24 protein-coding genes are annotated in these 25,787 nt (G+C 71.0%); 7 read left to right on the top strand and 17 right to left on the bottom strand.

All coding sequences use genetic code 11. The features are described from left to right. Positions 1–496: 496 nt before the first annotated feature. On the top strand, positions 497–922 hold the full coding sequence (locus ACFFXY_RS15205; protein ID WP_106366910.1) for an OsmC family peroxiredoxin: 426 nt from the start codon (positions 497–499) through the stop codon (positions 920–922). 207 nt (positions 923–1,129) lie between these two features. Continuing rightward, positions 1,130–2,422: a KamA family radical SAM protein gene (locus ACFFXY_RS15210; protein ID WP_382352037.1), complete on the top strand. Its 1,293-nt coding sequence runs from the start codon at positions 1,130–1,132 to the stop codon at positions 2,420–2,422. Positions 2,423–2,504: 82 nt separating this feature from the next. Here ACFFXY_RS15210 and ACFFXY_RS15215 read toward each other — a convergent pair whose 3' ends face one another. Further along, positions 2,505–3,257 (bottom strand): NAD(P)H-dependent oxidoreductase, encoded by a 753-nt coding sequence (locus ACFFXY_RS15215; RefSeq protein ID WP_382352040.1) that lies wholly within the window; start codon positions 3,255–3,257, stop codon positions 2,505–2,507. Between the two features lie 131 nt (positions 3,258–3,388). Between ACFFXY_RS15215 and ACFFXY_RS15220 the strand changes: the two genes are divergently transcribed. Next, positions 3,389–4,240, top strand: coding sequence for a helix-turn-helix transcriptional regulator (locus tag ACFFXY_RS15220; RefSeq protein WP_382352043.1), 852 nt, complete (start codon positions 3,389–3,391; stop codon positions 4,238–4,240). A gap of 21 nt (positions 4,241–4,261) precedes the next feature. On the opposite strand, the gene ACFFXY_RS15225 is transcribed toward ACFFXY_RS15220, so the two are convergent. From ACFFXY_RS15225 to ACFFXY_RS15235, 3 genes are read right to left on the bottom strand one after another with little or no spacing between them, the layout of a single operon-like run. After that, on the bottom strand, positions 4,262–5,131 hold the full coding sequence (locus ACFFXY_RS15225) for an NAD(P)-dependent oxidoreductase (RefSeq protein WP_382352046.1): 870 nt from the start codon (positions 5,129–5,131) through the stop codon (positions 4,262–4,264). Continuing rightward, positions 5,128–6,009 (bottom strand): NAD(P)-dependent oxidoreductase, encoded by an 882-nt coding sequence (locus tag ACFFXY_RS15230; RefSeq protein WP_382352049.1) that lies wholly within the window; start codon positions 6,007–6,009, stop codon positions 5,128–5,130. Before ACFFXY_RS15230 ends, ACFFXY_RS15225 begins: the two co-directional genes overlap by 4 nt. Before the next feature lie 11 nt (positions 6,010–6,020). Further along, entirely contained in the window at positions 6,021–6,884 is an 864-nt protein-coding gene (locus ACFFXY_RS15235) for an NAD(P)-dependent oxidoreductase (RefSeq protein ID WP_382352052.1), read from the bottom strand. Positions 6,885–7,024: 140 nt separating this feature from the next. On the opposite strand from ACFFXY_RS15235, the gene ACFFXY_RS15240 reads away from it, so the two are divergent. Continuing rightward, positions 7,025–7,363, top strand: a complete 339-nt coding sequence (locus ACFFXY_RS15240; protein ID WP_382352055.1) for a winged helix-turn-helix transcriptional regulator — start codon at positions 7,025–7,027, stop codon at positions 7,361–7,363. A 66-nt stretch (positions 7,364–7,429) separates the two neighbouring features. Here the strand turns inward: ACFFXY_RS15240 and ACFFXY_RS15245 are convergent, their stop codons facing one another. From ACFFXY_RS15245 to metH, 7 genes are all read right to left on the bottom strand, one after another. Then, positions 7,430–8,593, bottom strand: coding sequence for a hypothetical protein (locus tag ACFFXY_RS15245; protein ID WP_382352058.1), 1,164 nt, complete (start codon positions 8,591–8,593; stop codon positions 7,430–7,432). A 32-nt stretch (positions 8,594–8,625) separates the two neighbouring features. Next, positions 8,626–8,919, bottom strand: a complete 294-nt coding sequence (locus ACFFXY_RS15250; protein WP_382352061.1) for a hypothetical protein — start codon at positions 8,917–8,919, stop codon at positions 8,626–8,628. Then, complete coding sequence (locus ACFFXY_RS15255) at positions 8,912–9,727, bottom strand: hypothetical protein (RefSeq protein ID WP_382352064.1); 816 nt, start codon at positions 9,725–9,727, stop codon at positions 8,912–8,914. The genes ACFFXY_RS15250 and ACFFXY_RS15255 overlap by 8 nt, the downstream gene beginning before the upstream one ends. 147 nt (positions 9,728–9,874) lie before the next feature. After that, a complete protein-coding gene (locus ACFFXY_RS15260; RefSeq protein WP_382352067.1) occupies positions 9,875–10,405 on the bottom strand; it encodes a DUF2087 domain-containing protein in 531 nt (176 codons plus the stop codon). A gap of 41 nt (positions 10,406–10,446) precedes the next feature. Further along, positions 10,447–11,124: an HAD family hydrolase gene (locus ACFFXY_RS15265; protein WP_382352070.1), complete on the bottom strand. Its 678-nt coding sequence runs from the start codon at positions 11,122–11,124 to the stop codon at positions 10,447–10,449. A 72-nt stretch (positions 11,125–11,196) separates the two neighbouring features. Further along, on the bottom strand, positions 11,197–11,754 hold the full coding sequence (locus ACFFXY_RS15270; RefSeq protein ID WP_382352073.1) for a thymidine kinase: 558 nt from the start codon (positions 11,752–11,754) through the stop codon (positions 11,197–11,199). 91 nt (positions 11,755–11,845) lie between these two features. Continuing rightward, positions 11,846–15,388 (bottom strand): methionine synthase, encoded by a 3,543-nt coding sequence (gene metH, locus ACFFXY_RS15275; RefSeq protein ID WP_382352076.1) that lies wholly within the window; start codon positions 15,386–15,388, stop codon positions 11,846–11,848. Between the two features lie 144 nt (positions 15,389–15,532). On the opposite strand from metH, the gene ACFFXY_RS15280 reads away from it, so the two are divergent. After that, the gene (locus ACFFXY_RS15280; protein WP_382352079.1) at positions 15,533–16,168 is read left to right on the top strand and encodes a pyridoxamine 5'-phosphate oxidase family protein; all 636 of its coding nucleotides are present in this window, start codon (positions 15,533–15,535) and stop codon (positions 16,166–16,168) included. Here ACFFXY_RS15280 and ACFFXY_RS15285 read toward each other — a convergent pair. The 3 genes from ACFFXY_RS15285 to mshC form a co-directional block, all read right to left on the bottom strand. Continuing rightward, positions 16,165–17,058, bottom strand: coding sequence for a phenylalanine 4-monooxygenase (locus tag ACFFXY_RS15285; protein WP_382352081.1), 894 nt, complete (start codon positions 17,056–17,058; stop codon positions 16,165–16,167). The two genes, ACFFXY_RS15280 and ACFFXY_RS15285, sit on opposite strands and share 4 nt — an antisense overlap. 48 nt (positions 17,059–17,106) lie before the next feature. Next, positions 17,107–18,672, bottom strand: a complete 1,566-nt coding sequence (locus tag ACFFXY_RS15290) for an enoyl-CoA hydratase-related protein (protein WP_382352084.1) — start codon at positions 18,670–18,672, stop codon at positions 17,107–17,109. 159 nt (positions 18,673–18,831) lie between these two features. Further along, on the bottom strand, positions 18,832–20,073 hold the full coding sequence (gene mshC, locus ACFFXY_RS15295) for a cysteine--1-D-myo-inosityl 2-amino-2-deoxy-alpha-D-glucopyranoside ligase (RefSeq protein ID WP_382352087.1): 1,242 nt from the start codon (positions 20,071–20,073) through the stop codon (positions 18,832–18,834). 117 nt (positions 20,074–20,190) lie between these two features. Here mshC and ACFFXY_RS15300 point away from each other — a divergent pair, with 117 nt between their 5' ends. Then, the gene (locus ACFFXY_RS15300; RefSeq protein WP_382352090.1) at positions 20,191–21,165 is read left to right on the top strand and encodes an aldo/keto reductase; all 975 of its coding nucleotides are present in this window, start codon (positions 20,191–20,193) and stop codon (positions 21,163–21,165) included. A gap of 31 nt (positions 21,166–21,196) precedes the next feature. On the opposite strand, the gene ACFFXY_RS15305 is transcribed toward ACFFXY_RS15300, so the two are convergent. After that, on the bottom strand, positions 21,197–21,679 hold the full coding sequence (locus ACFFXY_RS15305; RefSeq protein ID WP_382352093.1) for a VOC family protein: 483 nt from the start codon (positions 21,677–21,679) through the stop codon (positions 21,197–21,199). 74 nt (positions 21,680–21,753) lie between these two features. On the opposite strand from ACFFXY_RS15305, the gene ACFFXY_RS15310 reads away from it, so the two are divergent. Next, entirely contained in the window at positions 21,754–22,590 is an 837-nt protein-coding gene (locus ACFFXY_RS15310; protein WP_382352096.1) for an AraC family transcriptional regulator, read from the top strand. On the opposite strand, the gene abc-f is transcribed toward ACFFXY_RS15310, so the two are convergent. Continuing rightward, positions 22,574–24,199, bottom strand: a complete 1,626-nt coding sequence (abc-f, locus tag ACFFXY_RS15315) for a ribosomal protection-like ABC-F family protein (RefSeq protein WP_382352099.1) — start codon at positions 24,197–24,199, stop codon at positions 22,574–22,576. The two genes, ACFFXY_RS15310 and abc-f, sit on opposite strands and share 17 nt — an antisense overlap. 248 nt (positions 24,200–24,447) lie before the next feature. After that, entirely contained in the window at positions 24,448–25,767 is a 1,320-nt protein-coding gene (locus ACFFXY_RS15320) for a M20/M25/M40 family metallo-hydrolase (RefSeq protein ID WP_382352102.1), read from the bottom strand. Between the last annotated feature and the right edge of the window lie 20 nt (positions 25,768–25,787).

The following is a 25,787-nucleotide window of genomic DNA, read 5'->3' on the forward strand; positions in this document are numbered from 1 at the left end:
CCCACACGCTGACCATCCAAACACCCTGTTGAGTTCTCAAACAACACGCCACAACAAAGACCTCATCCGATTTGGGATTCGTCCTCCGCCGGAGCAACCCGAACAACATTACTAGTCTCGATCTGCGATGTCTAACCGGGGGTGATTGACCCTGGTCACATGCGATTGAGCCTCTATGAAGCCTCAGGTGATCCCCGCGCTGCGATCTGGACCGCGCCTGGCTCTCAGAGCCTGTCGCGTGCCTCCTAGATCTCCGGACCGGCTTTCCGGCCGTTCCGTTCCCCCGCGGGCAAAGACAAATATACACACCCTCGAAGGGGCCGAAACCAGGGGGGTCATCTGCCGTTCAACGTTACGCTTGACCAGCGAAGACGGAGGGAACTTCCGCGAAGACGACGGCCGGTCGGCATGGGGCGACCGCCGTCGCGGACCGTCTTCAGACGTCAAGTTCGACTGTTAGCCTGCGAGCGAAGGAACTCCGATCAGAGGAGAAGGCATGTCAGTCACTCGCAACGCACGCACCCGATGGACCGGCGGTCTCCAGGACGGCGGCGGTGTCACCAGCTTCGTGTCGTCCGGCCTGCCGGACACTCCGGTGACGTGGGCGTCGCGCGCGAACGACCCGGAGGGCAAGACCAGCCCCGAGGAGCTCATCGCCGCGGCCCACGCCTCCTGCTACTCCATGGCGCTCTCGGCGGGCCTGGGCAAGGCCGGCTACACGGCGGAGGAGATCGTCACCGAAGCCGGCGTCGACTTCAAGCCCGGCACCGGGATCACGGGCATCGCGCTGACCGTCCGGGCCGTGGTGCCCGGGATCGAGAAAGGCGAGTTCGATGAGATCGCGGCGGCCACCAAGGACGGCTGCCCGGTCAGCCAGGCGCTGAAGGCGGTGCCTATTTCGCTTGAGGCGACCCTGGGTTAGGGTCGTCACAATCAACTGAAAATTTCATATTTCACGCACAGTGTGCGCGAAAGCATCGGGTGCACCATCTGTGGTCGAAAAGCCACGGAGCCGACACGGACGGAGTCCGGGGAGGCCGGGTGAGCGTTGGTTTCGCGCACTTGTTTGTAACCAGGCCCTGCCGAGCCGCGTTGCAGACCGACACAACATCAAGAGGAGGGAGTTCTCGTGACTGCTCCTGAAAACGCAGGTAGGCGGTTCACCGCCTACACGATCCGTCATCTCGACGATCTGCTCCAACGAGCGCCGCTGTCGGAGGAGCAGCGGCTTCGCACCAGGGCCGTCGCCTCGGTCCTGCCGTTCCGGACGAACGCGTACGTGGTCGATGAGCTCATCGACTGGGACCGTCCGTTCGACGACCCGATGTTCCGGCTGGTGTTCCCGCAGGAGGACATGCTCCCGGCGGAGGACGTCGACCACATCGCGGGGCTGCTGAAGGCCGACGCCTCCAAGCAGGAGGTGACAGCCGCGGCCAACGAGGTGCGGTTCAAGCTGAACCCGCATCCGGCGGGGCAGCTCCAGCTGAACATCCCGAAGGCCGGCGAGGAGCCGATCCCGGGGCTCCAGCACAAGTACCGCGAGACGGTGCTGTTCTTTCCGCAGCAGGGCCAGACCTGCCACGCGTACTGCACCTACTGCTTCAGGTGGGCGCAGTTCGTGGGGATCGCCGACCTGAAGATGGCGAACAACGACGTGGAGCAGCTGACCGGCTATGTGCGGGAGCACCCGGAGGTGAGCAGCGTGCTGCTGACCGGCGGGGACCCGATGATCATGGGCGAGCCCGTGCTGCGGCGGTACATCGAGCCGCTGCTGGGCATGGACCACGTCGAATCGATCCGCATCGGGTCGAAGGCGCTCGCGTACTGGCCGCAGCGGTTCGTGACGGACCCCGACGCGGACGACACGCTGCGGCTGTTCGAGCAGGTCGTGGAGTCGGGGCGGAACCTCGCGTTCATGGCGCACTTCTCGCACTTGAAGGAGCTCGACTCCGACATCGTGCGGGAGGCGGTGCGGCGCATCCGGTCCACGGGTGCGGTGATCCGCACGCAGGCGCCGCTGATCAGGACGATCAACGACGACGCGGACCAGTGGGCGGGGATGTGGAGGACCCAGCACAAACTGGGGATGATCCCGTACTACATGTTCGTGGAGCGCGACACGGGCCCGCAGGACTACTTCTCGGTGCCGCTGGCGCGGGCCTGGGAGATCTTCCGGGACGCGTTCAGCCAGGTCTCGGGCCTGTGCCGGACCGTCAGGGGCCCGTCGATGTCGGCCACGCCGGGCAAGGTGGCGGTGGACGGCGTCGTGGAGATCGGCGAGGAGAAGGTGTTCGCGCTGCGGATGCTCCAGGCCAGGGACCCGAAGATCGTGGGCATCCCGTTCTACGCGAAGTTCGACGAGAACGCCGTGTGGGTGGACGACCTGAAGCCCGCGTTCGCGGACAAGTTCCCGTTCGAGTAGACCCCGTCCTCATCGGCTGGACGGTCGTCTTCTGAACGGCCGGGCCGGAGCGGCAGCCGCCGCTCCGGCCCTTTTCGCGTGCTCAGGCGATGTGCAGGGCGAACCCGGTGGCGCCCGCGGGTTCGAGGCCCGGCTTGAGACGCTTGGCGTCGTCGTAGTCGTCGGCCTGCTTGCGGTAGGCGACCGGCTCGGTCTCGGCGAGGGTCTCCAGGCGGGTGCGCAGGTGCTTCGCGGCCTCGGCGTACTCGGCGTCGCCGAAGCGGTGGACGGCGCCGGGGATGACGACCGGGGGCAGGACCTGCATGCCGGTGTAGAAGAGGACGCCGTGCTGGAGCGGGAACAGCAGGTCGTCGATGGAGCCGTTGACGCCGCGGTCGGACAGGTGGGACTCGGCGGCGCCGGTGGTCACGACGACCATGGCGCGCTTCCCGGCGAGGACGCCGTCGCCGAAGCGGGGCCAGTCGCGGGAGGTGCCGTAGCCGAAGCCGTTCGTGAAGACGCGGTCGATCCAGCCCTTGAGGATCGCCGGGACCGTGTACCACCAGAGCGGGAACTGGAGGATCACCAGGTCGGCGGCGAGGAGCTTCTCCTGCTCGGCGCGGATGTCGGCGGCCAGCGCGCCCTTGTCCCAGGCTTCTCCGGCGGCGGCCATGAAGTGCTCGTTCTCGGTGGGGCCGAAGTCGTCGAAGTCGGCGACGGCCTTCCACTTCATGGCGTACAGGTCGGAGACGGTGACGGTGTGGCCGAGGCCCTCCAAGGTGGTGACCGATTCGTCCCGGAGCGAGGCGTTCAGGGAGGCGGCGTGCGGGTGGGCGTAGACGATGTGGATCTGCATGCGGACCATGCTGCGGCGGATCGCGGGAGGCTGCCAGACGTCTGTTCGACCTGGGGTCGTTCGACCCTAGGACTGACAGACCTAGGCATCGGCGAGTCGCCGCGGAGATACTTGCCGCGGAGGTTTGAGTGATGTCATCTGATGCGACCGGGATCCACAAGCTGGAGGACGTCGTCGACCTGGGGAAGTTCCTCCAGGCGCGGCGCGCCAGGGTGAATCCCGACGAGGTCGGGCTGCCGAACGACGCGCGGCGCCGGGTGCCGGGGCTGCGGCGCGAGGAGCTGGCGCTGCTGGCCGGGGTGAGCGTGGACTACTACACGCGTCTGGAGCAGGGCCGGGCCAAGCGCCCGTCGGATCAGGTGCTCGACGCGGTCGCGCGGGCGCTGCGCCTGGACGAGACGACCCGGGCCCACCTGCACCGGCTCGCGGGGAACTCGCGGCGCAACCCGATGCGCGAGCGTCCGGGCGTGCGGCCCTCGCTGGAGACGATGCTCGCGGCGATCGACGGGTTCCCGGCGCTCATCTTGAACCACCGGCAGGACGTGCTCGCCTCGAACCGCCTGGCCCGGCTGCTGTACGGCGGGTTCGGGTGGGATCTGGAGGCGGGCCCGAACTTCGTGCGACTGCTGTTCGACGACGACTCGCGGGAGTTCTTCCCCGACTGGCAGGACGTGTGCTCGTACGAGACCGTGGCGCAGCTGCGGAAGATGGCGGCGCTGTTTCCCGAGGACGCGGAGCTGACGGCGCTGATCGGCGAGCTGTCGGTGGCGCACCGGGACTTCGCGGAGATGTGGGCGCGGGCCGAGGTGAAGGACTGCAACATCGGGTGGGTGCGGTTCGACCACCCGATGGTGGGCCTGATCCAGTTGTACAAGGACCAGTTCCGGGTCGCGGACGGCTCCGGGCAGATGCTCGTGACGCTGACGGCCGCGCCCGGGACCGACGGGTACGAGAAGTTGCAGCTGCTGGGGGCGGGCGGGTAGTCCCCCGCCCGCCCCGGGCGGTCACTCGATGGGCAGCTGGTCGATCACGCTGATCCAGTCGGCCCCGCCGCGGCCGGTCGCGGCGAGCTCGTCGAGGTGGCGCATGAGCGGCTCCAGGAGCCCGGCGCTGATCCCCTGGCCGCGGGCGGCGGCGATGAGCGATCCGATGGCGGCCCTGGTGAACTCGACGTCCTGGCCGCGCGCGGGGTCGAAGCCGCCGCGGTCGATCTCGGCGCCGAAGTGGTCCAGGTGCGGCAGGAGCGCCCCGAGCCAGCCGCGGACCTCCCCCGCGGTGTCGGCCGCGGGGACGCCGACGGTGCGCATCATGGCGGCGGCCTGGAGGAATCCCGAGAAGAGCTGGTACATGGCGGTGAGCAGCGCCATGTCCTTGAGCGAGGCGAGCCCTGCGTCCTCTCCTTCGTAGTCGGCGGCGCCGAGGGTCTCCAGGACTGCGCGGGCGCGGTCGTAGGCGTCGCGGTTCCCGGAGTAGAGGAGCCGCGAGACGGGCGTCCCGATCATGTCGGGGGTGGCCATGATGGCGCCGTCGAGGTAGGTGAGGCCGTGCTCGGCGGCCCACGCGGCGGTGGAGCGGGCCTGTTCGGGGGTGGTCGTGGTCAGGTTGACGACGGTGCGGCCCTTGAGTTCCGACGCGAGCGGGTCGAGGTGCTCGCGGACGCTGGCGTGGTCGAACAGGACCACGAGGACGGTGTCGGCGGCCGTGACGGCCTCGGCGGCGGTGGCCGCGGCGGTCGAGCCCGCTTGGGCGTGCGGCGCGGTCCTGGCGGCGGTGCGGTTCCACACGACGGTGGCGTGGCCGGTGTCGCGGAGTCGGGCGGCGACGGCGGAGCCCATGGCCCCGAGTCCGAGGACGGCGACGGTCTGGTTCGTCATCTGCTCTCCTGCTTCGGGATCGTGAGTCGGTCGATGATGCGGGGCCAGTCGCTCGCGCCGCGGCCGGTCGCGGACAGCTCGTCGAGGAGCCGCAGGTGCGGTTCGAGGAGCTGGGCGCTGACGCCCTGCTCGCGGCTGGCGGTGACGATCGAGGCGAGGCCGCGGCGGTCGAAGTCGACGCTCTGGCCGCCGGTGTCGTAGGCGCCGCCGTCGATGATCGCGGCGATCTCCTTGCCGTGCGGGAGCATCGCGGCGAGCCAGGCCTCCGCCTCCCCCGCGGTCTCGGCCGCGGGGACGCCGACGGTGCGCATCATGGCGACGGCCTGGAGCTGGCCCAGGAGCATCAGGTCCATGGCGGCGAGCAGCGCCGTGTCCTTGAGCGAGGCCAGCCCTGCGTCGGCGCCGGAGTACTCGGCGCCGCCCAGGGCCGCCAGCGCGGGTTCGGCGATGGCGTAGGCGTTCTCGTCGCCGGAGTAGAGGAGGCGGGCCTCGGGGGTGCCGATCATGGACGGGACGGCCATGACGGCGCCGTCGAGGTAGGCGATGCCGTGGTCGGCGGCCCATGCGGCGGTGGCGCGGGCTTCGCCCGGGGTGGTCGTGGTCAGGTTGACGACGACTTTGCCGCGGAGGCGGTCGGCGGCGGGTTCGAGGTGTTCGCGGACGCTGCGGTGGTCGAGGAGGACGACGATGACGATGTCGCCCGCGTCGACGGCGTCGGGGACGGTGGCGGCGGCGTTCGATCCGGCCGCGGTGTGGGGCTGGGTCTTGGCGGCGGTGCGGTTCCAGACGGTGGTGGCGTAGCCGGTGGCGCGGAGCCTGGCGGCGACGGCGGAGCCCATGGCGCCGAGGCCGAGGACGGTGATGTTGCCGGTGGGCATGGGGGTCCTTTCTAGTGGTCGCCGCGGAAGAGGCGGTAGACGGGGACGACGGCGCCGGTCTGCTCGGTGGCGTCGAGGGCGCGCTGGTAGTAGTCCTGGATGGTGCGGGTGAGGGCGGCGTCGACTCCGGCGTCTTCGCTGGCGTCGATGACGTGCTGGGCGCCGGCGTGCATCATCTTGAGGCTGGCGACGTCGCCCCAGCCGCCCTGCTTGGCGGCCTGGGCGAAGTAGAGGGAGAAGTCGCGCTGGCTGCCGGCGTCGTCCTTGGAGAGTTCGAGGAAGGTGTCGATGTCGCCGCCGGAGCGCTCGATCATGGCGAAGGCCTGCTGGAGGGAGATGAGGTAGGCGTGGAACATGGCGAGTCCGGCCTGGTAGTAGAGCTGGGCGAGGCCGTAGTCCTCGCCGAGGTGGGTGTGCTTGCAGAGGTGGTCGAGGAGGGGCTTGAGCTCGGCGTGGAGGTCGGCGGGACCGCTGACGTAGAGCTGGGAGGCGGGGTGGGCGATGTCGTCGCTCTGGGTCATGTAGGCGCCGGTGAGGAAGCGGGCGCCGCGGTCGAGGACCCATCCGGCGCCTTTGGCGGTGTTGGCCGGGGAGTCGGAGGAGAGGTTGACGACGGTCTTGCCGGTGAGGTCGGCTTGGTCGAGGACGCCGTACATGGCGTCGTAGTGGATGAGGGAGAGCAGGATCGTGTCGTTGGCGGCGACGGCTTCGGCGGCGGTGGCGGCGGGGACGGCGCCGAGTTCGGCGAGGGCTTCGGCCTTGCCGGGGGTGCGGTTCCAGACGGTGACGTGGACGCCTGCGGCGAGGAGGAGGCGGACGGTGGCGCGGCCCATCGGGCCGAGGCCGAGGACGGTGACGGACTTGATGGCAGACATGTTGTGCCCCTTGGTAAGTGGTGGTTCCCTGTGTGTGTTGCCGGGTTCCATGGTCGGTCGGGCCGGGTAGGCTCGGCAAGACCGCACTTCCAGGTGGGGTTGCTTACGTCGAGGTTCGGAATACGGTCGGGAGGCGTGCGGTGGAGACGATGGGTGACGTAGATCAAACCTGCGGGATGTCGCTCGCGATCGACGTGGTGGGCGGCAAGTGGAAGATGCACCTCATGTGGGTGCTCGCCGAGGGGCCGGTGCGGTTCGGGCAGATCCGGCGCAAGCTCGACGGGGTGAGCGAGAAGGTCCTCGCGGAGAACCTGCGGCAGCTTGAGGCCAGCGGGGTGGTGCACCGGGAGCTGTACGCGGAGGTGCCGCCGCGGGTGGAGTACTCGCTGACGCCGCTGGGCGAGTCGCTGAGCGTGGCGTTGAAGCCTTTGGAGGACTGGGGCGACGAGCACCGGGAGGTGCTGTCGTCGCGGCAGTAGGCGTGGTTTCGGTTGCGGCCGCGGGGCTTCGGGCCCCACGGCCGCTGCCGTTCAGCGGACGGCCGTCTAGCGGCTGACGGCTTCGCCGTCCCATTCGGGCGGGCGGTAGCCGCCTTCGTCGTTCCCGCCGCCGGTGCCGGTGGTGGCGGTCTCGCCGTCGTGGACGACGGCCTTGTTGACGAACACGCCGCCGGGGCCCTTGCCGGGGGCGTCGTCGCCGGGCTGCTCGTTGTTCCAGTTGAGGTCGGACTCGTTGCCGCGGGCGGCGTCCTCGAAGGTGTTGGGGATCCAGTCCTGGCCGAGGAGGTCGACGCCGGCGCCGGTCATCTTGTTCTCGGCGTCGGGGTTCACGTCGCCTTGGATGTTCATGCCGGTGTTGTAGGTGCCCTGGACGCCGGTGAAGCCGAGGAGGTACGGGTTGCCCTTGGCCATGATGCCGTCGAGTTTCGGGGAGATCTTGCCGACGGTGCCGGTGCCGGTGCGGCCGGGGGCCATGAGGTTGCCGACGGTCATCTGGGCGAGGCCCTGGAGGAGGCTGAACCCGGTGGAGCCGATGGTGTCGCCGGGGTTGACGAGGTTGCCGCGGGAGGCCATGTAGGCCCAAGAGATCGTCATGTTGCCGCCGATGGCGGCGGCGAGGCCCTGCGCGGCGACCTTGAGGGCCGCTTCGATGGTGTTGATGACGGTGAGGCAGGTCGCGCCGGTGGTCATGGCGATGACGCGGCAGTTCTCGGAGACGACGGGGCCCACGGGCGGCGGGATGGCCTTCGTGGCGAGGTAGAAGACCGCGAAGGCCATCTGCGCGGTGGCGACGGCGAGCATCAGGGGGATCATCACCGAGAGCATGGTGGCGATGGCGAACAGGGAGATGCCGACCTGCATGGCGAACGCGGCGATGGTCTCCAGCTGCTGGGCGGCCTTCTCGGCCTTCTCCTCGAAGGCCTTGCGGTCGTCGCCGGACCACTCGTCCTCGCTGAGGGACTTCGCCTCGGTGCGCAGCGCCTCGGCGGCGGCGAGGTACTTCTCGGCGCATTTGAGCCAGTGGGCGGCGCCCTGCATGATCTGGCCGGGGTTGGCCTGCTTGAGGTAGATCGCGCGCGCGATGAAGGTGACGGGGCCGGAGAAGAGGTGCGCGGGGAGGGCGATCTGGGCGGCCGCCAGGGGCGACATGTAGGAGAACGCCTGCTCCATCTTGGAGAACTGCTCGGGGTCGGGTGCGTTGTAGCCCATGAGGTGTGCTGCTTTCGGCTAGGGGCGGGCGTTCACTTGAAGCTCTGCTCGGCGGCGCCGTCGGCGTCGCGCCAGGACTGGGCGGTGGCGGCGAGGTCGTCGTTGAGCGCCTGGAAGCATTCGAGGGCGCCTTGGAGCATGGCGTTCATGTAGCCGGTGCCGAGGGTGTAGGTGACGGCGAGGGACGGGTCGACGGCGGAGTACAGCGGCTGGTCGAGTTTGCGCAGCTCGGGCAGGTGCTGGTTGGCGTCGTTGAGGACGGAGCCGACGTTCTCCTTGATGCGCTCGCCGAGGCCGTCGAGGGTGTCGGGGTCGATCTTAGGCAAGGTGGCCTCCGTCGCGGATGAGCTTGGTCAGGCGGGCGTGGTGGTCCTGGATCTGCTCCAGTTCCTTGAGGGCGGCGCCGGTGCGCCGGTCGAGCTCCTCGGCGACGGTCTTGACGGCGTCGGCGCCCATGGGCAGGCCGGCGTCGGGGAAGAAGTCCTCGGCGCGGGCGGCGAGGTCGGCGGCGGCGGCCTTGGCGGTCTCGTTGATCTCGGCTGAGAGCGCTCTCGGACCGTTCTCGAAGGCGCGCTTGCTGAACAGGACCTTCGCGATGGGGTGTTCGAGGGTCGCCTCGACGGTGACGAGCTTGCTCTCGCTGCGCGCGGTGCCCACGGGCATGGGGACGTCCCCGGCGCCGGGGGGCGCGGCCTGGAAGCGGGCGAGCAGCTCGATGGAGTGGTCGAGGACGTCCATGGCGGCCTGCGGGAGGCGCAGGTTCGGGGCGCCGGTGAACCGCTCGTGCGGGTCGTCCTCGGGGTCGTCGGGGGCGAACTCGGCGCGCTGGCGTTCGAGGGTGGCGCGGAGGCCGCTGTCGGCGAAGCTGTCGCGCAGGCCGGTGAGGAGGGCCAGCGAGTCGGCCATCGACAGGGACGGCTCGGGCTCGGGGGCGGCGGCGTGCGCGGCGTCCTGGGCCTCGCGGGCGGTCCTCGTGACGAGTTCGGCCAGCTCGTGCGTGAACATGTTGACGGCCTTGTCGCCGAGCTCGACGACGAGCCCCTGCCCGGGGTCGACGGTGACGGTCACATTCCCGCAGGGGCTGGTGTGGCGCAGGGGTTCCGGGGGCTCCCCGGGCGGGGCGCTTGCTGACAAGGGACGGCCTCCTGTGGTCGGGCGGTTGACCGGGACGAAGGCCATCATATGCAAACGTTCTTTGCATTCACCAGACCGAACGGGTGCCGTTCCCTGCGGCAACGCGATCGTCATCCCGAGTTCACCCCTCCCCCGGCTCCACAGGGGTCAGCCGAGCGGCGGCGCCTCCCTGCGGCGGTACTCGCGTCCGCCGAGGGTGCGTTCGAGGAGGAGTTCGTCCACGAGTTCGCGGCGCAGTGTCAGCGGGTCGTCGTGGACCGCGGCGAGCGCCTCGGTGACCTCGGCCTGCGTGTAGACGCGGTCGAACGCGAAGAGCCGCTCGGCGAGGTCGCGCAGGACCGCGACGCGGGTGGCCCGGCGGGTCGGGATGACGGTGAGGCGCCCGGCCGTGTACAGGTGGGCGACACCGGGGTCGGTGCCCTCGGGGGCGTCCGGGACGGTGGAGCGGGCGGCGGCCGCGGCCTCCCGGAAGGCCATGGCGTCGGCGCGGAAGCCGTCGCCGCCGGAGGTCACGAGCCCGGCGCGCACGAGCCGCGGGAGGGCCCGGTCGGCGTCGGGGTGGTCTTCGCGCAGGACCGCCAGGCCGGTGCCGTGCTCGCCCGCGAGGACGATCGCGGCGAAGACGCGGAGGCGGGCGGGGTCGGCGAGGGCCCTGACGATTTCGTGGCTCGGTTCCATCCGCCCACGATCGTCCCGATCGCCCAGGGCGTCAAGGCGATTTAGGAGGCGGCGATGGCTCGGAGATGGGTGAGGGTGATGCCTTCGAGGGTGGGGAGGCGGTGGGCGGGGTTGGCGGCGGGGAGGGGGACTTCGCTGGGGACGGCGAAGGTGACCGCGCCGGCGGCGAGGGCGGATTCGGAGCCGGAGCGGGAGTCCTCGATGACGATGGCGCGGGTGACGTCGACGCCGAGCTTCGCGGCGGCGGTGGTGTACGGCTCGGGGTCGGGCTTGCGGGCTTGGACCTCGTCGCCGCAGATGATGACGTCGAAGTTCGCGGCGCCGAGGGTGCCGAGGAGGACTTCGGTGAGTTCGCGGGCGGTGGAGGTGACGAGCGCGGTCGGGACGCCGGCGGCGCGGACTTCGCTGAGGAGTTCGCGGGCGCCGGGCTTCCAGGCGACCCCGGCGGCGAAGAGGGTCTTCATGCGCTCGCGCAGCCACTGGACGTGGCCGGGGAAGTCGGCGACGGGCAGGCCGAGGTCTTCGAGGAGGTAGATGACCGAGGCGTCCTCGTTCGAGCCGACCATGCGGTCGCGGACCTCGGGGCGCAGGGTGCCGCCGAGGACGACCGCGAGTTCTTCGAGGGCGACGTCCCACAGCGGCTCGGAGTCGAGGAGGGTGCCGTCCATGTCGAAGAAGACGGCCTGCGGGAACGCGTCGGCGGGAAGCTGCTCAGTCACGCCTTGAACGGTATCGGTGGCGAGCGCCGGACCGGAGGTTTCGCCCGTTCCGGGCGAGCAGGCTCACAGCGGTCAGGCGAGTCCGGCGCGGTGGTGGCGGCGGCACAGGACCGTGTAGGAGTCCATGTCGCCGACCTCCACGACGTCCCCGGAGAAGACCATGACGCCCTCGCGGGTGCGGGCGTTGTGGGTGCCGCGCTCGCCGCACCAGCAGTTGACGCGCACCGGGAGCTCCTCGACGCGGTCGGCGAGCTCGATGAGCCGCTGCGAGGCCGGGAAGAGGCGGCCGAGGAAGTCGGTCTTGAGGCCGAACGCGTAGACGTCGAGGCCGAGGCCGTCCACGGCGTCGGCGAGGTGGTTGATCTGCTTGGGCGCTTCGAGGAACTGGACCTCGTCGACGATGACGTACGGGGGCCGGAGCGCGGCCAGGTCGTCGTAGACGTCGAACCCGGGCTTCACTTCGCGCGCTTCGTGGTTGAGGCCGATGCGGCTGGAGACGACGCCTTCGCCGCCGCGGTCCATGGAGGTGTAGACGACGCCCTCGCCGCCGAGGGAGTGGTGGTACTGGAGGGCGAGGGTGGACTTCCCGGCGTCCATGACGCCGAGGTAGGCGACGAGTTCGTGCGACATGGCCCCTATGGTGCCGTCCCGGCGTCCCGGGGGTGAACGCGGTTCCCGGGCCGGTGCCCGGCGCCCTAAAGGCGACGGGCACCCGCCGGGGTCATTTGGCGTTGAAGTAGCTCGCCTGCGGGTGGTGGAGGACGATCGCGTCGGTGGACTGCTCCGGGTGGAGCTGGTCCCCTTCGGACAGTTCGACGCCGATGCGGTCGGCGCCGAGGAGCTCCACGAGCGTGGCGCGGTCGGCCAGCTCCGGGCAGGCTGGGTAGCCGAAGGAGTAGCGGCAGCCGCGGAAGTCCACGTCGAGGATGCCCTTGAGGTCGGCCGGGTCGGCGTCGGCGACGGTGCCGCCGCCGGGCAGGGTCCACTCGCGGCGCATGCGCCGGTGCCAGTACTCGGCGAGCGACTCCGTCAGCTGCACGGTGAGGCCGTGGACCTCCAGGTAGTCGCGGTAGGCGTTGGCCTGGAACAGCTCGTTCGTGTACTCGGAGACCTTGGAGCCCAGGGTGACCAGCTGCATGCCGAGGACGTCGAGCTGCTCGCCGTCCTTGGCGCGGAAGAAGTCCGCCAGGCACAGGCGCCGGCCCTGGCGCTGGCGCGGGAAGGTGAACCGGGCGCGCTCGGCGTGGCCGTTCTCGTCCAGGACGACGAGGGTGTTCCCCTCGGCGTAGGCCGGGAAGTACGCGTACGCGACCTTCGCTTCCAGGACGTTGTCGGTGGCGAGCCGGTCGAGCCAGTACCGCAGGCGCGGGCGGCCCTCGGTCTCCACCAGCTCCTCGTACGAGGGGCCGTCCGTGCCGCGGCCGGGCTTGAGGCCCCACTGGCCCAGGAAGGTCGCGCGCTCGTCCAAGAGCGCGGCGTACTCGGAGGTCTGGATGCCCTTGAGGACGCGCGAGCCGAAGAACGGCGGGACCGGGACGTCCACGTCGGTGTCCACGTCCGAGCGCACCGACGAGTCGTTCAGGTCCGGGAGGGTCTCGGCGACCAGCGTGGCCTGCTTGGCGCGGCGCTCGCGGCGCAGGGCGATCTTCGCCTCCTTCTCCGGATCGACCAGGGGCGTGCCGGTGCGGCGGGCCGTCATGACCTTGTTCATGAGGTCGAGGCCCTCGAAGGCGTCGCGGGCGTAGTGGACCTGGCCGCCCTCGAACATCTCGCGCAGGTCGTCCTCGACGTACGCGCGGGTGAGCGCGGCGCCGCCGAGCAGGACCGGCCAGCGCGTGTGCATGGAGCGGGCCATCATCTCCGCGAGGTTGTCCTTCATGATCACGGTCGACTTGACGAGGAGGCCGCTCATGCCGATGACGTCGGCGGAGTGCTCCTCGGCGGCGTCGAGGATCGCGTTGATGGGCTGCTTGATGCCGAGGTTGACGACGGTGTAGCCGTTGTTGGACAGGATGATGTCGACCAGGTTCTTGCCGATGTCGTGGACGTCGCCGCGGACGGTGGCGAGGACGATGGTGCCCTTGTCGGTGGAGTCGGCCTTGTCCATGTGGGGTTCGAGGTGGGCGACGGCGAACTTCATGGCCTCGGCGGACTGGAGGACGAACGGCAGCTGCATCTGGCCGGAGCCGAAGCGGTCGCCGACGGTCTTCATGCCGTCGAGGAGGTGGTCGTTGATGATGTCGAGGGGCCGCTTGCCGAGGCCGAGGGCCTCGTCCAGGTCGGTGTCCATGCCGTTCTTGTCGCCGTCGATGATGCGCTGGGCGAGGCGCTCGCCGAGCGGGAGGGCGGCGAGGGCCTCGGCGCGGGCCTCCTTGGACCCGGCGAGGCTGACGCCGTCGAAGATCTCGATGAGCCGCTGGAGCGGGTCGTAGTCCTCGGTGCGGCGGTCGTAGACCATGTCGAGGGCGACCTGCTTCTGCTCCTCGGGGATCGAGGCCATGGGCAGGATCTTGGAGGCGTGGACGATGGCGCTGGTGAGGCCCGCTTCGACGCATTCGTTGAGGAACACGGAGTTGAGGACCTGGCGGGCGGCGGGGTTGAGGCCGAAGGAGATGTTGGAGATGCCGAGCGTGAAGTTGACGCCGGGGTAGATCCGGGCGATCTCGCGGATGGCCTCGATGGTCTCGACGCCGTCGCGGCGGGTCTCCTCCTGGCCGGTGGAGATGGGGAAGGTGAGGGCGTCGACGAAGATGTCCTCGATCCGCATGCCCCAGGTGCCGGTGAGGTCCTCGATGAGGCGGGCGGCGACGCGGACCTTCCAGTCGCGGTCGCGGGCCTGGCCCTCTTCGTCGATGCAGAGGGCGACGACGCCCGCGCCGTGCTCGGCGACGAGGGGCATCATGCGCTGGTAGCGGGAGTTGGGGCCGTCGCCGTCCTCGTAGTTGACGGAGTTGACGACGCATTTGCCGCCGAGGGCTTCGAGTCCGGCTTCGACCACGTTCGGCTCGGTGGAGTCGAGCATGATCGGGAGGGTGGAGGCGGTGGCGAAGCGGGAGGCGAGGACCTTCATGTCCTCGGCGCCGTCGCGGCCGACGTAGTCGACGCAGAGGTCGAGGAGGTGGGAGCCGCCGCCGGCCTGGTCGCGGGCGATCTCGACGCAGCGGTCGAAGTCGGCGGCGAGCATGGCGTCGCGGAAGGCCTTGGAGCCGTTGGCGTTGGTGCGCTCGCCGACGTTGAGGATCGAGGCGTCCTGACGGAACGGGACGTGGTGGTAGGAGGAGGAGACGCCGGGTTCGAGGACGGGGGTGCGGTCCCTGGGCTTGACGAGGTCGGCGGGGGCGCCGCCGAGGCGGGCCCGGACGGCGCGGATGTGGTCGGGGGTGGTGCCGCAGCAGCCGCCGACGAGGCTGACGCCGAAGTTCGTGACGAACTCCTCGTGGGCGTCGGCGAGCTCGTCGGGGGTGAGCGGGTAGACCGCGCCGTTGGGGCCGAGGACGGGCAGGCCGGCGTTGGGCATGACGGAGATGGGGACGGGCGAGTGGCGGGAGAGGTAGCGGATGCTCTCGCTCATCTCGTCGGGCCCGGTGGCGCAGTTGAGGCCGATGAGGTCGATGCCGAGGGCGGCGAGGCTGGTGAGGGCCGCGCCGATCTCGCCGCCGACGAGCATGGTGCCGGTGGTCTCGACGGTGACCTGGGCGATGATCGGGGTGGTCTTGCCGAGTCGGGCGTTGGCGCGCTTGGCGCCGATGACGGCGGCCTTGGCCTGGAGGAGGTCCTGGGCGGTCTCGACCAGGAGCGCGTCGGCGCCGCCTTCGATGAGGCCGAGGGAGCACTCCTCGTAGTGGTCGCGCAGGAGCGCGAACGGGGCGTGGCCGAGGGTGGGCAGGCGGGTGCCGCCGCCCATGGAGCCGAGGACGAAGCGGGGCCATTCGGGGGTGGCGTACTCGTCGGCCTTCTCGCGGGCGAGCGCGGCGGCGGCGCGGGCGATCTCGCGGGCGCGGTCCTCGATGCCGTACTCGACGAGGCCGCCGTAGTTGGCGTTGAAGCTGTTGGTCTCGACGCAGTCGGCTCCGGCGGCCAGGTAGGCGTCGTGGATGCCGCGGACGATGTCGGGCCTGGTCAGGCTGAGGATGTCGGAGAGGCCCTCGTGGCCGTCGTAGTCCTCCATCGTCGGGTCGAAGGTCTGGAGCATCGTGCCCATGCCCCCGTCGGCGATGACGACGCGGCGCTTCAGGGTCTCAAGGAAAAGGCTCTGCTCAGACACGCGGTCAAGCGTACTTGCGGGTGCCGACAAGTGGGAACCCGGTTTCACGGGTTGGGCAGCGGGCACGGCGAAGATCACACCCGGACGAACGGGCCCTCGGGAGTAGCATCAGGTCGTCATGGCCCCGCCAGGAAGGAACCCCCGATGGACGCCGCCGACAGCCGCCTGTGGACCGAGGTCACGGACCCGGAGAAGCTCAGGGAGATCGTGGGGACGCCGATGTCCCGGGCCGCCGAGAAGGAGCGGTTCCGCCTGCACCCCAGGGACCGCGAGTGGCTGGCGGCCTCGCCGTACGTGGTCGTGGCGACCACCGACGCGGAGGGCAACTGCGACGCCTCCCCCAAGGGCGACCCGCCCGGGATCGTCCACGTCCTCGACGACGCGACGATCGCGATCCCCGAGCGCAAGGGGAACCGGCGCGTCGACGGGTACATGAACGTCCTCGCGAACCCGCACGTCGGCCTGCTGTCGATCCTGCCGGGGCGGCGCGAGACGCTGCGGATCAACGGGCGCGCCCGGGTGGTCTCGGACGCGCCCTTCTTCGAGGACATGGTCGTCAAGGGCCACAAGCCGATCCTCGCGCTCGTGGTCGAGATCGACACGATCTTCTACCACTGCGGGAAGGCCTCGATGCGCTCCGGGATCTGGCGGCCGGAGACCTGGGAGCCCGACGCGCTGCCGCCGCAGGCGCAGCTCGTCAAGGAGACCCAGGTCGTCGCGGAGACCGTCGAGGAGCTCACCGAGTACTACGGCGAGACGTACGAGAAGGGCCTGTACTAGGCCTTCCCGCCGTCGGCCTTGAGCCGCTCGATCATGTCGTCGTCGCAGGTCTCCCAGAACTCGCCGACGACGTCCTCCAGGCGGTCCATGGACCCCGCGTCGAACAGCTTGTCCTGGTAGTGGGTGATGTCGTAGTCGATGGTGCCCATGGTGACCAGGTCGAGCGGCAGGATCGTCATGTCGCGGAACTCGTCGATCTCCCCGTAGGAGGAGAGGATGCCCGCGCCGTACGCCTTGAGGCCGTCGGCCTCGCTGATGACCCCGAACTCCAGGGTGAACCAGAAGACGCGGGAGACGAATTCGAGCGCCTCCTCGGAGTGGACGCGGCGGGCGGCGTCCCCGGCGGCGCGGTACAGCGCGGCGAAGCGGGGCGCGGCGAGGGCGTTGGCGTGGCCGATGACCTCGTGGATGACGTCGGGCTCGGGCGTGTACAGCGGCACCGAGTGGTGCCGGATGTACTGGGTCGCATGGAACTTCCCGTCGGCGAGCACGCCGTAGAACTCGCGCAGGGGCACCAGCCCCGCGGCGGGCATGTAGCTGAACCCGGTCAGCGGCTCCAGGAGCTCGGAGACCTGGTGGAGCTGCGGGATGTGGTCGGCGGGGAGCTTGAGGCGCTCGGCGCCGTCGAGGTAGTCGCGCGCGGCCAGGTCCCGGTGCTTGACGGCCAGTTCCGCGCTGACCAGCCGCCAGATCTCGTGTTCGGCATCGGTGTAGGAGACGGTCGGCATGGGTCGGCCGGGGCTCCAGTCCAATGCGAGTCCCGCGATGGCGTTGCGCCGCTCGCGGTAGTCGGCGTCCGCGAAGCCCGGGTGGGTCTCACCCAGTTCCACGACGACCGTGCCGTCCGCGTCGGTGTTGACCGGCGCGAAGTACTGCCCTTCTTCAAACATGCCTTCAGTCCACCAGGTGGGACGCGGCCTGTCAACGAGCTACGGATATCAGGTGAAGCGCAGTTTCGCGGGGGTCTCGGCAGGGGCCGATTTGCCCAGGAAGTCGCGGCGCTTCGCGTGGAAGCCGTGCCGGTCGTCGAACATGTCGCGGGCCATCTCGGCCAGCTCGATGGTCCGGTAGTACGACAGCGGCTTGGACTCGGCGCGGCGGCGCGACTTCGCGGCGAACATGCGCCCGCGGGTCACCGGGTCGTTGTAGCCGAGCGCGACCGCCCTGAGCCAGCGCCCGAACTCGTCCCAGTCGCGGGGCCCGACGGCGCCGATGAGGCCCATGCGCTGGGCCTCGGTGGCCGAGATCGGGAGCTTGTCGCCGAGGAGGCGCGCGGCGGCGGCCTCGCCGACGCGGTCGGCCACCGACCAGGTGTGCAGCTCGGAGCCGAAGATCCCCATGTCGTAGTAGGGGTTGAGGACGACGCCGTCGCGGGCGACGGTGACGTCGGCGCACAGCCCGGTCATGACGCCGCCCGCGCCCGCGCTGGCGGTGAACGCGGCGACGGTGAGCTGGTCGGCGGCGGCGATCGCGGCGCAGAGGTCGTCGATGGCGTTGATGTTGGCCCAGGCCTCGGCGGCGGGGTCGGGGGCGGCGTCGATGACGCCGAGGTGGATGCCGTTGGAGAAGGCGTGCTCGGTCCCGGTGAGGACGAGGATGCGGGTGTCCTCGGCGAGGGCCTTCTCGACCGCCTGGGTGAGGCGGCGGCACTGCTCGGTGTGCATGGCGCCGTTGTAGGAGCGGATCTGGAGGTAGCCGATGTCGCCGTCGCGGCGGTAGGCCGTCTCGGCGATGGCGGCGGGCGCGGCCCTGAACGGGGCGTCCTTGGGGTCGATGACCATCGCGGCGGGGAGCTTGGGGCCGCGCCTGCGGTCGAGGGTGGCGGCGTAGCCGGCCCAGAGGGTGCCGCGGCCGGTGGCGAACGCGATGGCCTCGGCGTCGCGGGCGACGATCGTGCCTGGTTCGGCGCCGGTGTGGTCGTCGGTGGCGGCGGCGTCGAAGAGGCAGTAGGTCTGGCCGTTGAGTTCGACGGGCGCGCCGGGGGCGCCGTCGGCGGCGGCGATGCGGCGGGCGAGGTCGGCGGCGGGGGCGCGCCAGTCGAGGGCGAACGCGGGGCGGCGCAGGAGCGGGAGCTCGCCGGTGCCGGGGATCGCGCGCGGGTGCTCGTCGGCGGCCTTGGGCCGGTCCCCGGCGGCGACCTTGCGGACGACGGCGGCGACGCAGTCCATGGCGGCGTCGGCGACGCGGCTGTTGTAGAGCGCGGACTTGGTGATGCCCGCGGGGACGTCGAACGTGAAGGACGCCCAGACCGGGCCCGCGTCCATCTCCTCGACCGCCGAGAGGGCCGTGACGCCCCAGCGGGGGCTGCGGCCCAGGAGGGCGTGGTCGAGGGAGGAGGGGCCGCGGTCGCCCACGGGGCCGGGGTGGACGATCACCGTCGTCCACCGCCTCCACACGTCCTCGGGCACGCGGTGCTTGAGGAACGGGCAGAGGATCAGGTCCGGGTCGATCCGCTCCACCGCGGCGGTCATCGACTCGGGCGTGTGCGCCGGCGCGAGTTCCACGCCGACGTCGTGCCCCTGCTCCCGCAGGGTGCACCACACTCGCTGAGTGAGACCGTTGAAAGCGGACGCAAGCAGCAGGATCTTCAATTCGACTCCAGGAGGATGGGGAGTCGGCCACGCTCAGTTATCAAGCGTACCGATACTCGGCATTTCGCACAATCAGCGCGTGCAGTCTATGCCGAGGATTCCTCCGATCGTGTCGCGGGCGAGGTCGGCCGCGGAAGGGTCGTCCCCACCTGCGGAGAGTGTCCGCTCGGCCCACGCGTCGACCGCCGCGAGCGCCCCCGGGGTGTCGAGGTCGTCGGCGATCCGCTCGCGCACGGCGGTGAGCATCGCCCCGGCCGGGACGGCCAGCTCGCGGGAGGCGGCCTCGCGCCAGCGGCCCAGGCGCAGCTCGGCCTCGGCGAGGACGGCGGCGCTCCACTGCCGGTCGGCGCGGTAGTGCTGGGCCATGAGGGCCAGGCGCACCGCGGCCGGGTCGACGCCCTCGGCGCGGAGCTTGGAGACGAACACGAGGTTCCCGAGGGACTTCGACATCTTCTCGCCGTCGAGGCCGATCATGCCGGTGTGGACGTACGCGTTCGCGAAGGGCCGCTTGCCGGTGAGCGACTGGGCGTGCGCCGCGGACATCTCGTGGTGCGGGTAGACCAGGTCGTTCCCGCCGCCCTGCACGTCGATCTGCTCGCCGAGGTAGTCCAGGGCGATGCACGCGCACTCGATGTGCCAGCCGGGGCGGCCGGGGCCGATCTCGGTGTCCCACGACGGCTCGCCGTCCTTGGGGGCGTTCCACAGGACCGGGTCGAGCGGGTCGCGCTTGCCCTCGCGGTCGGGGTCGCCGCCGCGCTCGCGCGCGTACCGGAGCATCGTGTCGCGGTCGTAGTTCGACTCCGAGCCGAACGCCGGGTCCGCCTCGACGGCGTAGTAGACGTCGCCGGAGTCGTGGCGGTAGGCCGCGCCGGTCGCCAGGAGCTGGGCGACGGCCTTGCCGACCGAGGGGATGGACTCGACGGCGCCGATGTAGTGGCGCGGCGGGAGGACCTTGAGGGCCTCCATGTCCTCGCGGTAGAGCGCGGTCTCGCGCAGGCCGAGGACCTGCCAGTCGGTGCCGTCGCGCTCGGCGCGCTCGAACAGCGGCTCGTCGACGTCGGTGACGTTCTGCGCGTAGTGCACGTCCAGGCCCTGGTCGAGCCAGTACCGGTGCACCAGGTCGAACGTGATCATCGTGGCCGCGTGCCCCAGGTGCGTCGCGTCGTAGGGCGTGATGCCGCACACGTACATGCTGGCGCGCTCGGCGTCAGGGGCGACCGTCTCGCGCGGGCCCGCGCTCGCGGTGTCGTGCAGGCGCAGGGCGGGGCCGTGGCCGGGCAGGGCGGGTACGTGCGGTGCGGTCCAGGATTCCATGCCCGCGATCCTATTTCGGAAACCGGCCGCGCGGCCAGCGCGCGGCGGGATCGGGCCGTTCCCTCAAGCGCACCTGAGCCTTTCCCGCGAAACGCGTTCGATGTACCTTGTGAACCCATGGAACGCCGACCACTTGGACGCAGCGGCATCGAGGTCTCCTCCCTCGGCCTGGGGACCATGACGTGGACCACCGACGAAGCGGGCCTTGAGGACGCCGCCGCGCAGCTCCAGACGTTCGTGGAGGCCGGCGGCACGCTCGTGGACACCGCCGACGTGTTCGGGCAGGGCATGGCGGAGGCGGCGATCGGCCAGCTCATCGGGAAGATCGCGGCCCGCTCGCAGCTGCACATCGCGACGAAGGCGGGCGTGCGCACCGACGGGGCGCCGCGCAAGCGCGACACGTCGCGGGGGTGGCTCATGCGGTCCCTGGAGGGGTCGCTGCGGCGGCTCGGGACCGACTACGTCGACTTGTGGATCCTGCACGTGTACGACCCGGACACGCCCCTTGAGGAGACGATGTCGGTCCTGGACGCGGCCGTGTCGAGCGGGAAGGTCCGGTACGTGGGCCTGTCGAACCACACGGGGTGGCAGACCGCGCGGGCGTACGCGTGGCAGGCGGCGTGGCCGGGGCGCACGCCGGTCGTGGCGAGCCAGGTGGAGTACTCGCTGCTCCAGCGCGGGGTCGAGCGGGAGGTGCTGCCGGCGTGCCTGGCGATGGAGCTGGGGGTGCTGGCGTGGTCGCCGCTGGGCCGGGGGGTGCTCACCGGCAAGTACCGGTTCGGGCGGCCCGCGGACTCGCGGGCGGCCTCGGCGCAGTGGTCGCGGTTCGCGGGCGCGTACCTGGACGAGCGGTCGGCGGGGATCGTGGAGGCGTGCGCGACGGCGGCCGAGGGCCTGGGGGTGAGCCCCCTGGAGGTGGCGCTGGCCTGGGTGCGGGACCAGCCGGGCGTGGCCTCGGCGATCGTGGGCGCGCGGAACGCGACGCAGCTTCGGGCGTCGCTGGCGGCGGAGCAGCTGTTCCTGCCGCCGGAGATCCGCCTGGCGCTGGACGACGTGTCGGCGCCGACGGTGGGGTACCCGGAGAGTTATTGAGCCGCAGGCGGTCCGCCTGCGGCTCGCGGTGCTACTCCTGGCTTCCCATGGAGGCGATCCACTCGTCCACGCGGCGTTCGCCCTCTTCGCGGGAGACGTCCTCGACGCGGGTCATGATCGACCAGCGGCGCCCGAACGGGTCGGCGATGGAGGCGTACCGGTCGCCGGTGAGGAACACGGCGGGCTCCTCGCGGACGGTGGCCCCGGCTTCGACGGCCTTGGCGTACACGGCGTCACAGTCCTCGACGTAGAGGACGAGCGAGGTCGTGATGTTCTCGGGGTCCGGTTCGATCATGCCCCAGGCGGGGTTGACGTCGCCGAGCTGGACGATCGAGTCCCCGATCTGGATCTCGCAGTGCGCGATGGTCCCGTCGGGCATGTCGTTGCGGGTCAGGACCCGCGCGCCGAAGACCCGCTCGTAGAACTCGACGGCCTTCGCGCCGTCCTTGACGACGATGAACGGCGTGACCGAGTGGTAGCCCTCGGGGATCGGATTGACTGTCGATTCACTCATGTCCCCCAGTCTCGTCCGCGGCCGTCGCCCGCGCTTGTAAAAAAGCGACGGACCCCGGGGATAGGTTTCAGGGCATGCACGGACCGACGGCGAGCGACAAGGGCATTCTGCGGCCGCAGGAGGCCGCGAGGCACATCGACCTGCGGCGGTACCCGGTGACGGGGCCGCTCGGGCGGTATGTGGAGCGGTTCTGGGCGGTCCACTGGGACCTGCCCGAGGGGTCCTCGTACGAGTCGGTGGTGGTCCCCCACCCGTGCGTGAACCTGAGTTTCATGCCGGTGCTGGGCGCGGAGGTCCACGGGCCGGGCCTGGCGGTGTCGCGGCATCCGCTGACCGGCCGCGGGCGGGTGTTCGGGGCGAAGTTCCGGCCCGGCGGGTTCACGGCGTTCACGGGGATCGAGGCGGCCGCGTTCGCCGACTGGGTCGCGGGCGCGGGCACGGTCTTCGGGCCCGCGGTCGAGGAGCTGAACGCGGTGGTGATGGGCGGCGGGGACGAGGCGGCGGTCGAGGCCGTGACGCGGTTCCTCGCGGCCCGGATGCCTGAGCGGGAGGACGCGCGCTACGCGGAGCTGCTGCGGATCGTCACGGCGATGCTGGAGGACCGCGGCATCACCAGGGTGGACCAGGTGGCGTCGCGGTTCTTCATGACGCAGAAGGCGCTCCAGCGCCTGTTCCAGGCGTACATCGGGCTGGGCCCGAAGGCGCTCATCTGCCGGTACCGCATCCACGACGCGGCCGACCGGCTCGCCGCGGACCCGGGCGCGGACCTGGCCCGCCTCGCCTCGCGGCTCGGCTGGTCGGACCAGGCCCACTTCACGCACGACTTCAAGGACCTCATCGGGTTCCCGCCGTCCGAGTACGCCGCGCAGTGCGCCTCGTCCGCGCGGGAGCTCGTCATGGCCCACCGGTGAGGGACCCGGCGTCCATCTCCAGGCGGCGGCCCGCGAACGAGGCGCGCAGCCGCCGGTCGTGGCTGACCAGGACCACCGTGCCCGTGTAGGACGCCAGGGCCGCTTGCAGCTCCTCGGCGAGGACCGGCGAGAGGTGGTTCGTCGGCTCGTCCAGCAGCAGCACGTCGACCGGGCGCGACACGAGCCGCGCGAGTTCGAGGCGGCGGCGCTGGCCCGTGGAGAGGGCCGCGACGGGCTTGCCGAACTGCTCGGGCGCGAACAGGCCAAGGGCGAGCAGGGCCTCGGCGTGCTCTTCGAGCGTGCCGACGCGGCCCTCGGCGAAGGCCCGCAGGACCGACTGGCGGGCCGAGCCGGGCCCGGCGAGCTGGCGCAGGTGGCCGACCGCGCCGGTGCGCGCCGCGGTGCCCGCGTCGGGTTCGAGCTCCCCGGCGAGGACCCGCATGAGCGTGGTCTTGCCCGCGCCGTTGGGTCCGGTGACGAGGACGCGTTCGCCTTGGGCCACGGTCAGTTCCGGGACGTCGAGGCGGTCCGCGACCCGCACGCCCGCGACGCGCAGGGCGGGCGCGTCGGAGCCCTCGCCCGCGGTCGTGAGCGCCGGCTCGAACCGGAGCGGCTCGGGCGGGGGCTGGACCGCCGCGGCGTGCAGGCGTTCGAGCCGCCGCTTGGCGATCTTGATGCGGCTCCCGGCGCCGTGGTCGCGGTTGCGGGTGCGGAAGGCCCCGGTGGACATGTTCGCCATCGGGAGCTTGCGCGGGATCGCGGCGGCGCGGCCCGCGTTGTGCTCCACGATGCCCTCCTGGCGGGCGACCTCGGCGGACCACTGCTCGTAGGCGGCCTGCGCCTGCTGGCGCTCGGTGGCCTTCGCGGTCAGGTAGCCCGCGTAGCCGTTGCCGTAGCGGCGGGTCTTCCGGTCCTCGACCTCGATCATCGTGGTGGTCACGGCCTCCAGGAACGCCCGGTCGTGGGTGACGGCCACGACCGTGCCCGACCAGTCGCGCAGCTCGCTTTCGAGCCAGGCCACGGCCGCGTCGTCGAGATCGTTGGACGGCTCGTCCAGCAGCAGCAGCGCGGGCCGGGACGCGAGGGTCGCGGCGAGCATGAGGCGCGAGCGCTCCCCGCCCGAGAGGGTCCCGAGCGGGCGGTCGCGGTCGAGTCCGGGGAGGCCGAGCGCGGCCAGGGCCAGGTCGACGCGCAGGTCGGCGTCCCAGCCCTCGCGGGCCTCGAACCGCGCGAGGAGCTCGGCGTAGGCGTCGGCGGCGGTCTCGTCCCCGTCGGCGAGGGCCTTCTCGGTGCCGCGCATGGCGGCCTCGATCTCGCGGAGGTCGGCCAGCGCGAGGTCGATCGCGTCGGCGGCGGTGCGGTGCTCGGGCAGTTCCAGCTGCTGGGGCAGGTAGCCGACGCCTCCCGGGGAGGTGACGGTGAGTTCGCCGTTCTCGGGTTCCTCGACCTTGGCGAGGAGCCTGAGCAGGGTGGACTTGCCGGAGCCGTTGTCGCCGACGACGCCGAGGCGCTCGCCGGGCTTGACGGCGAAGCCGACGCGGTCGAGGACGAGGTTGTCGCCGTAGCGCTTGGTGACGTCCACTAGGGACAGATATACGTGGCGGAGCATGTGGGCCTCCAGGAAGCAGTGGAAGGGGAAGGGAGCGGAGGCACGCGTGGATGAAGCGGAGCGCTTCAGGATCGGTGATGCGTGCCTGTGCGGTCGTCGCGGAGCCGTGCTCGACGCGGTGACCGGGCTGCTTCTAGAGGAAGGAAATCAACATCGCCGTGAAGTCTAGGACGAACGGGGACCGGCTGTAAAGGGGCGCGCGGGAACCGGCGCGGTGAGGGTGCTCACCGCGCCGGTCGGCGGCGTCGCTAGCTCCGGGAGACGAAGCGGTCCATCGCGTCCACGCCGAACTTCAGGCCCGAGAGCGGGACGCGCTCGTCGATGCCGTGGAACAGCGCGGTGAAGTCGAGGTCGGCGGGGAGCTTCAGGGGCGCGAAGCCGAAGCAGCGGATGCCGAGGGTCGCGAACGCCTTCGCGTCGGTGCCGCCGGAGAGCATGTACGGGACGGTGCGGGCGCCGGGGTCGGCGAGGCGGATCGCCTCGGCCATGGCGTCCACGAGCGCGCCGTCGAAGGAGGTCTCGTAGCCGGGCTGGCGGATCTCGTACTCGAAGTCGATGCCTGCGCCCGCGAGCTCCTTGAGGGTGGCTTCTAGCTCGTCGTTGCGGCCGGGCAGGGACCGGCAGTCGATGACGGCCTCGGCGGTGGAGGGGATGACGTTGGTCTTGTACCCGGCGTTGAGTCGGGTCGGGTTCGCGGTGTTGCGGAGGGTCGCGCCGACGAGGCGGGCGATCGGGCCGAGCTTGGCGACGGCCTCGTCGGGGTTCGACGGGTCGAACTCGACGCCGGTGAGCTCGGAGACCGACTCCAGGAACTGGCGGACCGTGGGGGTCATCTCGACGGGGAAGTCGTGCTGGCCGATGTTGGCGACCGCGCGGGTGAGGCGGGTGACGGCGTTGTCGTCGTGGAGCATCGAGCCGTGGCCGGGGCGGCCGGTGGCGCGCAGGCGCAGCCAGTCGAGGCCCTTCTCGGCGGTCTGGACGACGTAGACGCGCAGGTCGTTCGGGAGGGTCATGGAGAAGCCGCCGACCTCGCCGACCGCTTCGGTGACGCCCTCGAAGACCTCGGGGTGGCGCTCGACCATGAAGCGGGCGCCGTAGTCGGACCCGGCCTCCTCGTCGGCGGTGAACAGCAGGACCAGGTCGCGCGGGGGGACCTTGCCGGAGCGCTTCCAGTCGCGCACGAGCGCGAGGAGCATCGCGTCGAAGTCCTTCATGTCGACCGCGCCGCGGCCGAACAGGTACCCGTCCTTGATCTCGCCGCCGAAGGGGTGGACGGTCCACTCGCTCGCCTCGGCGGGGACGACGTCGAGGTGGCCGTGGAGGAGCAGGGCCCCGCGGGAGGGGTCGGCGCCGGGGAAGCGGCACGCGACGGAGGCGCGGCCGGGGGCCGACTCGTAGATCTTCGGTTCGAGGCCGACCTCGGCGAGCTTCTCGGCCACGTACTCGGCGGCGGCGCGCTCCCCCTTCGCGGTCGCGTTGTCGCCGGTGTTCGTCGTGTCGATGCGGATCAGGTCGCGCGCGATGTCGACGACTTCGTCCTCGGGGCGGGGGTTCGCGGTTTCAGCCATCCCTGAGTTGTATCAAGCCC

This window comes from Glycomyces mayteni (assembly GCF_042428885.1).
Classification (GTDB): Bacteria; Actinomycetota; Actinomycetes; order Mycobacteriales; family Micromonosporaceae; genus Glycomyces; species Glycomyces mayteni.

Excerpts from the sequence above, each read along its gene's own strand:
- ACFFXY_RS15225 (WP_382352046.1), bottom strand. The coding sequence starts at position 5,131 with ATGACGAACCAGACCGTCGCCGTCCTCGGACTCGGGGCCATGGGCTCC.
- ACFFXY_RS15205 (WP_106366910.1), top strand. The coding sequence starts at position 497 with ATGTCAGTCACTCGCAACGCACGCACCCGATGGACCGGCGGTCTCCAG.
- ACFFXY_RS15230 (WP_382352049.1), bottom strand. The coding sequence starts at position 6,009 with ATGCCCACCGGCAACATCACCGTCCTCGGCCTCGGCGCCATGGGCTCC.
- ACFFXY_RS15320 (WP_382352102.1), bottom strand. The coding sequence starts at position 25,767 with ATGGCTGAAACCGCGAACCCCCGCCCCGAGGACGAAGTCGTCGACATC.
- ACFFXY_RS15235 (WP_382352052.1), bottom strand. The coding sequence starts at position 6,884 with ATGTCTGCCATCAAGTCCGTCACCGTCCTCGGCCTCGGCCCGATGGGC.
- ACFFXY_RS15245 (WP_382352058.1), bottom strand. The coding sequence starts at position 8,593 with ATGGGCTACAACGCACCCGACCCCGAGCAGTTCTCCAAGATGGAGCAG.
- ACFFXY_RS15310 (WP_382352096.1), top strand. The coding sequence starts at position 21,754 with ATGCACGGACCGACGGCGAGCGACAAGGGCATTCTGCGGCCGCAGGAG.
- abc-f (WP_382352099.1), bottom strand. The coding sequence starts at position 24,199 with ATGCTCCGCCACGTATATCTGTCCCTAGTGGACGTCACCAAGCGCTAC.
- mshC (WP_382352087.1), bottom strand. The coding sequence starts at position 20,073 with ATGGAATCCTGGACCGCACCGCACGTACCCGCCCTGCCCGGCCACGGC.
- ACFFXY_RS15300 (WP_382352090.1), top strand. The coding sequence starts at position 20,191 with ATGGAACGCCGACCACTTGGACGCAGCGGCATCGAGGTCTCCTCCCTC.
- ACFFXY_RS15260 (WP_382352067.1), bottom strand. The coding sequence starts at position 10,405 with ATGGAACCGAGCCACGAAATCGTCAGGGCCCTCGCCGACCCCGCCCGC.
- ACFFXY_RS15285 (WP_382352081.1), bottom strand. The coding sequence starts at position 17,058 with ATGTTTGAAGAAGGGCAGTACTTCGCGCCGGTCAACACCGACGCGGAC.
- ACFFXY_RS15270 (WP_382352073.1), bottom strand. The coding sequence starts at position 11,754 with ATGTCGCACGAACTCGTCGCCTACCTCGGCGTCATGGACGCCGGGAAG.
- ACFFXY_RS15280 (WP_382352079.1), top strand. The coding sequence starts at position 15,533 with ATGGACGCCGCCGACAGCCGCCTGTGGACCGAGGTCACGGACCCGGAG.
- ACFFXY_RS15305 (WP_382352093.1), bottom strand. The coding sequence starts at position 21,679 with ATGAGTGAATCGACAGTCAATCCGATCCCCGAGGGCTACCACTCGGTC.
- ACFFXY_RS15215 (WP_382352040.1), bottom strand. The coding sequence starts at position 3,257 with ATGCAGATCCACATCGTCTACGCCCACCCGCACGCCGCCTCCCTGAAC.
- ACFFXY_RS15220 (WP_382352043.1), top strand. The coding sequence starts at position 3,389 with ATGTCATCTGATGCGACCGGGATCCACAAGCTGGAGGACGTCGTCGAC.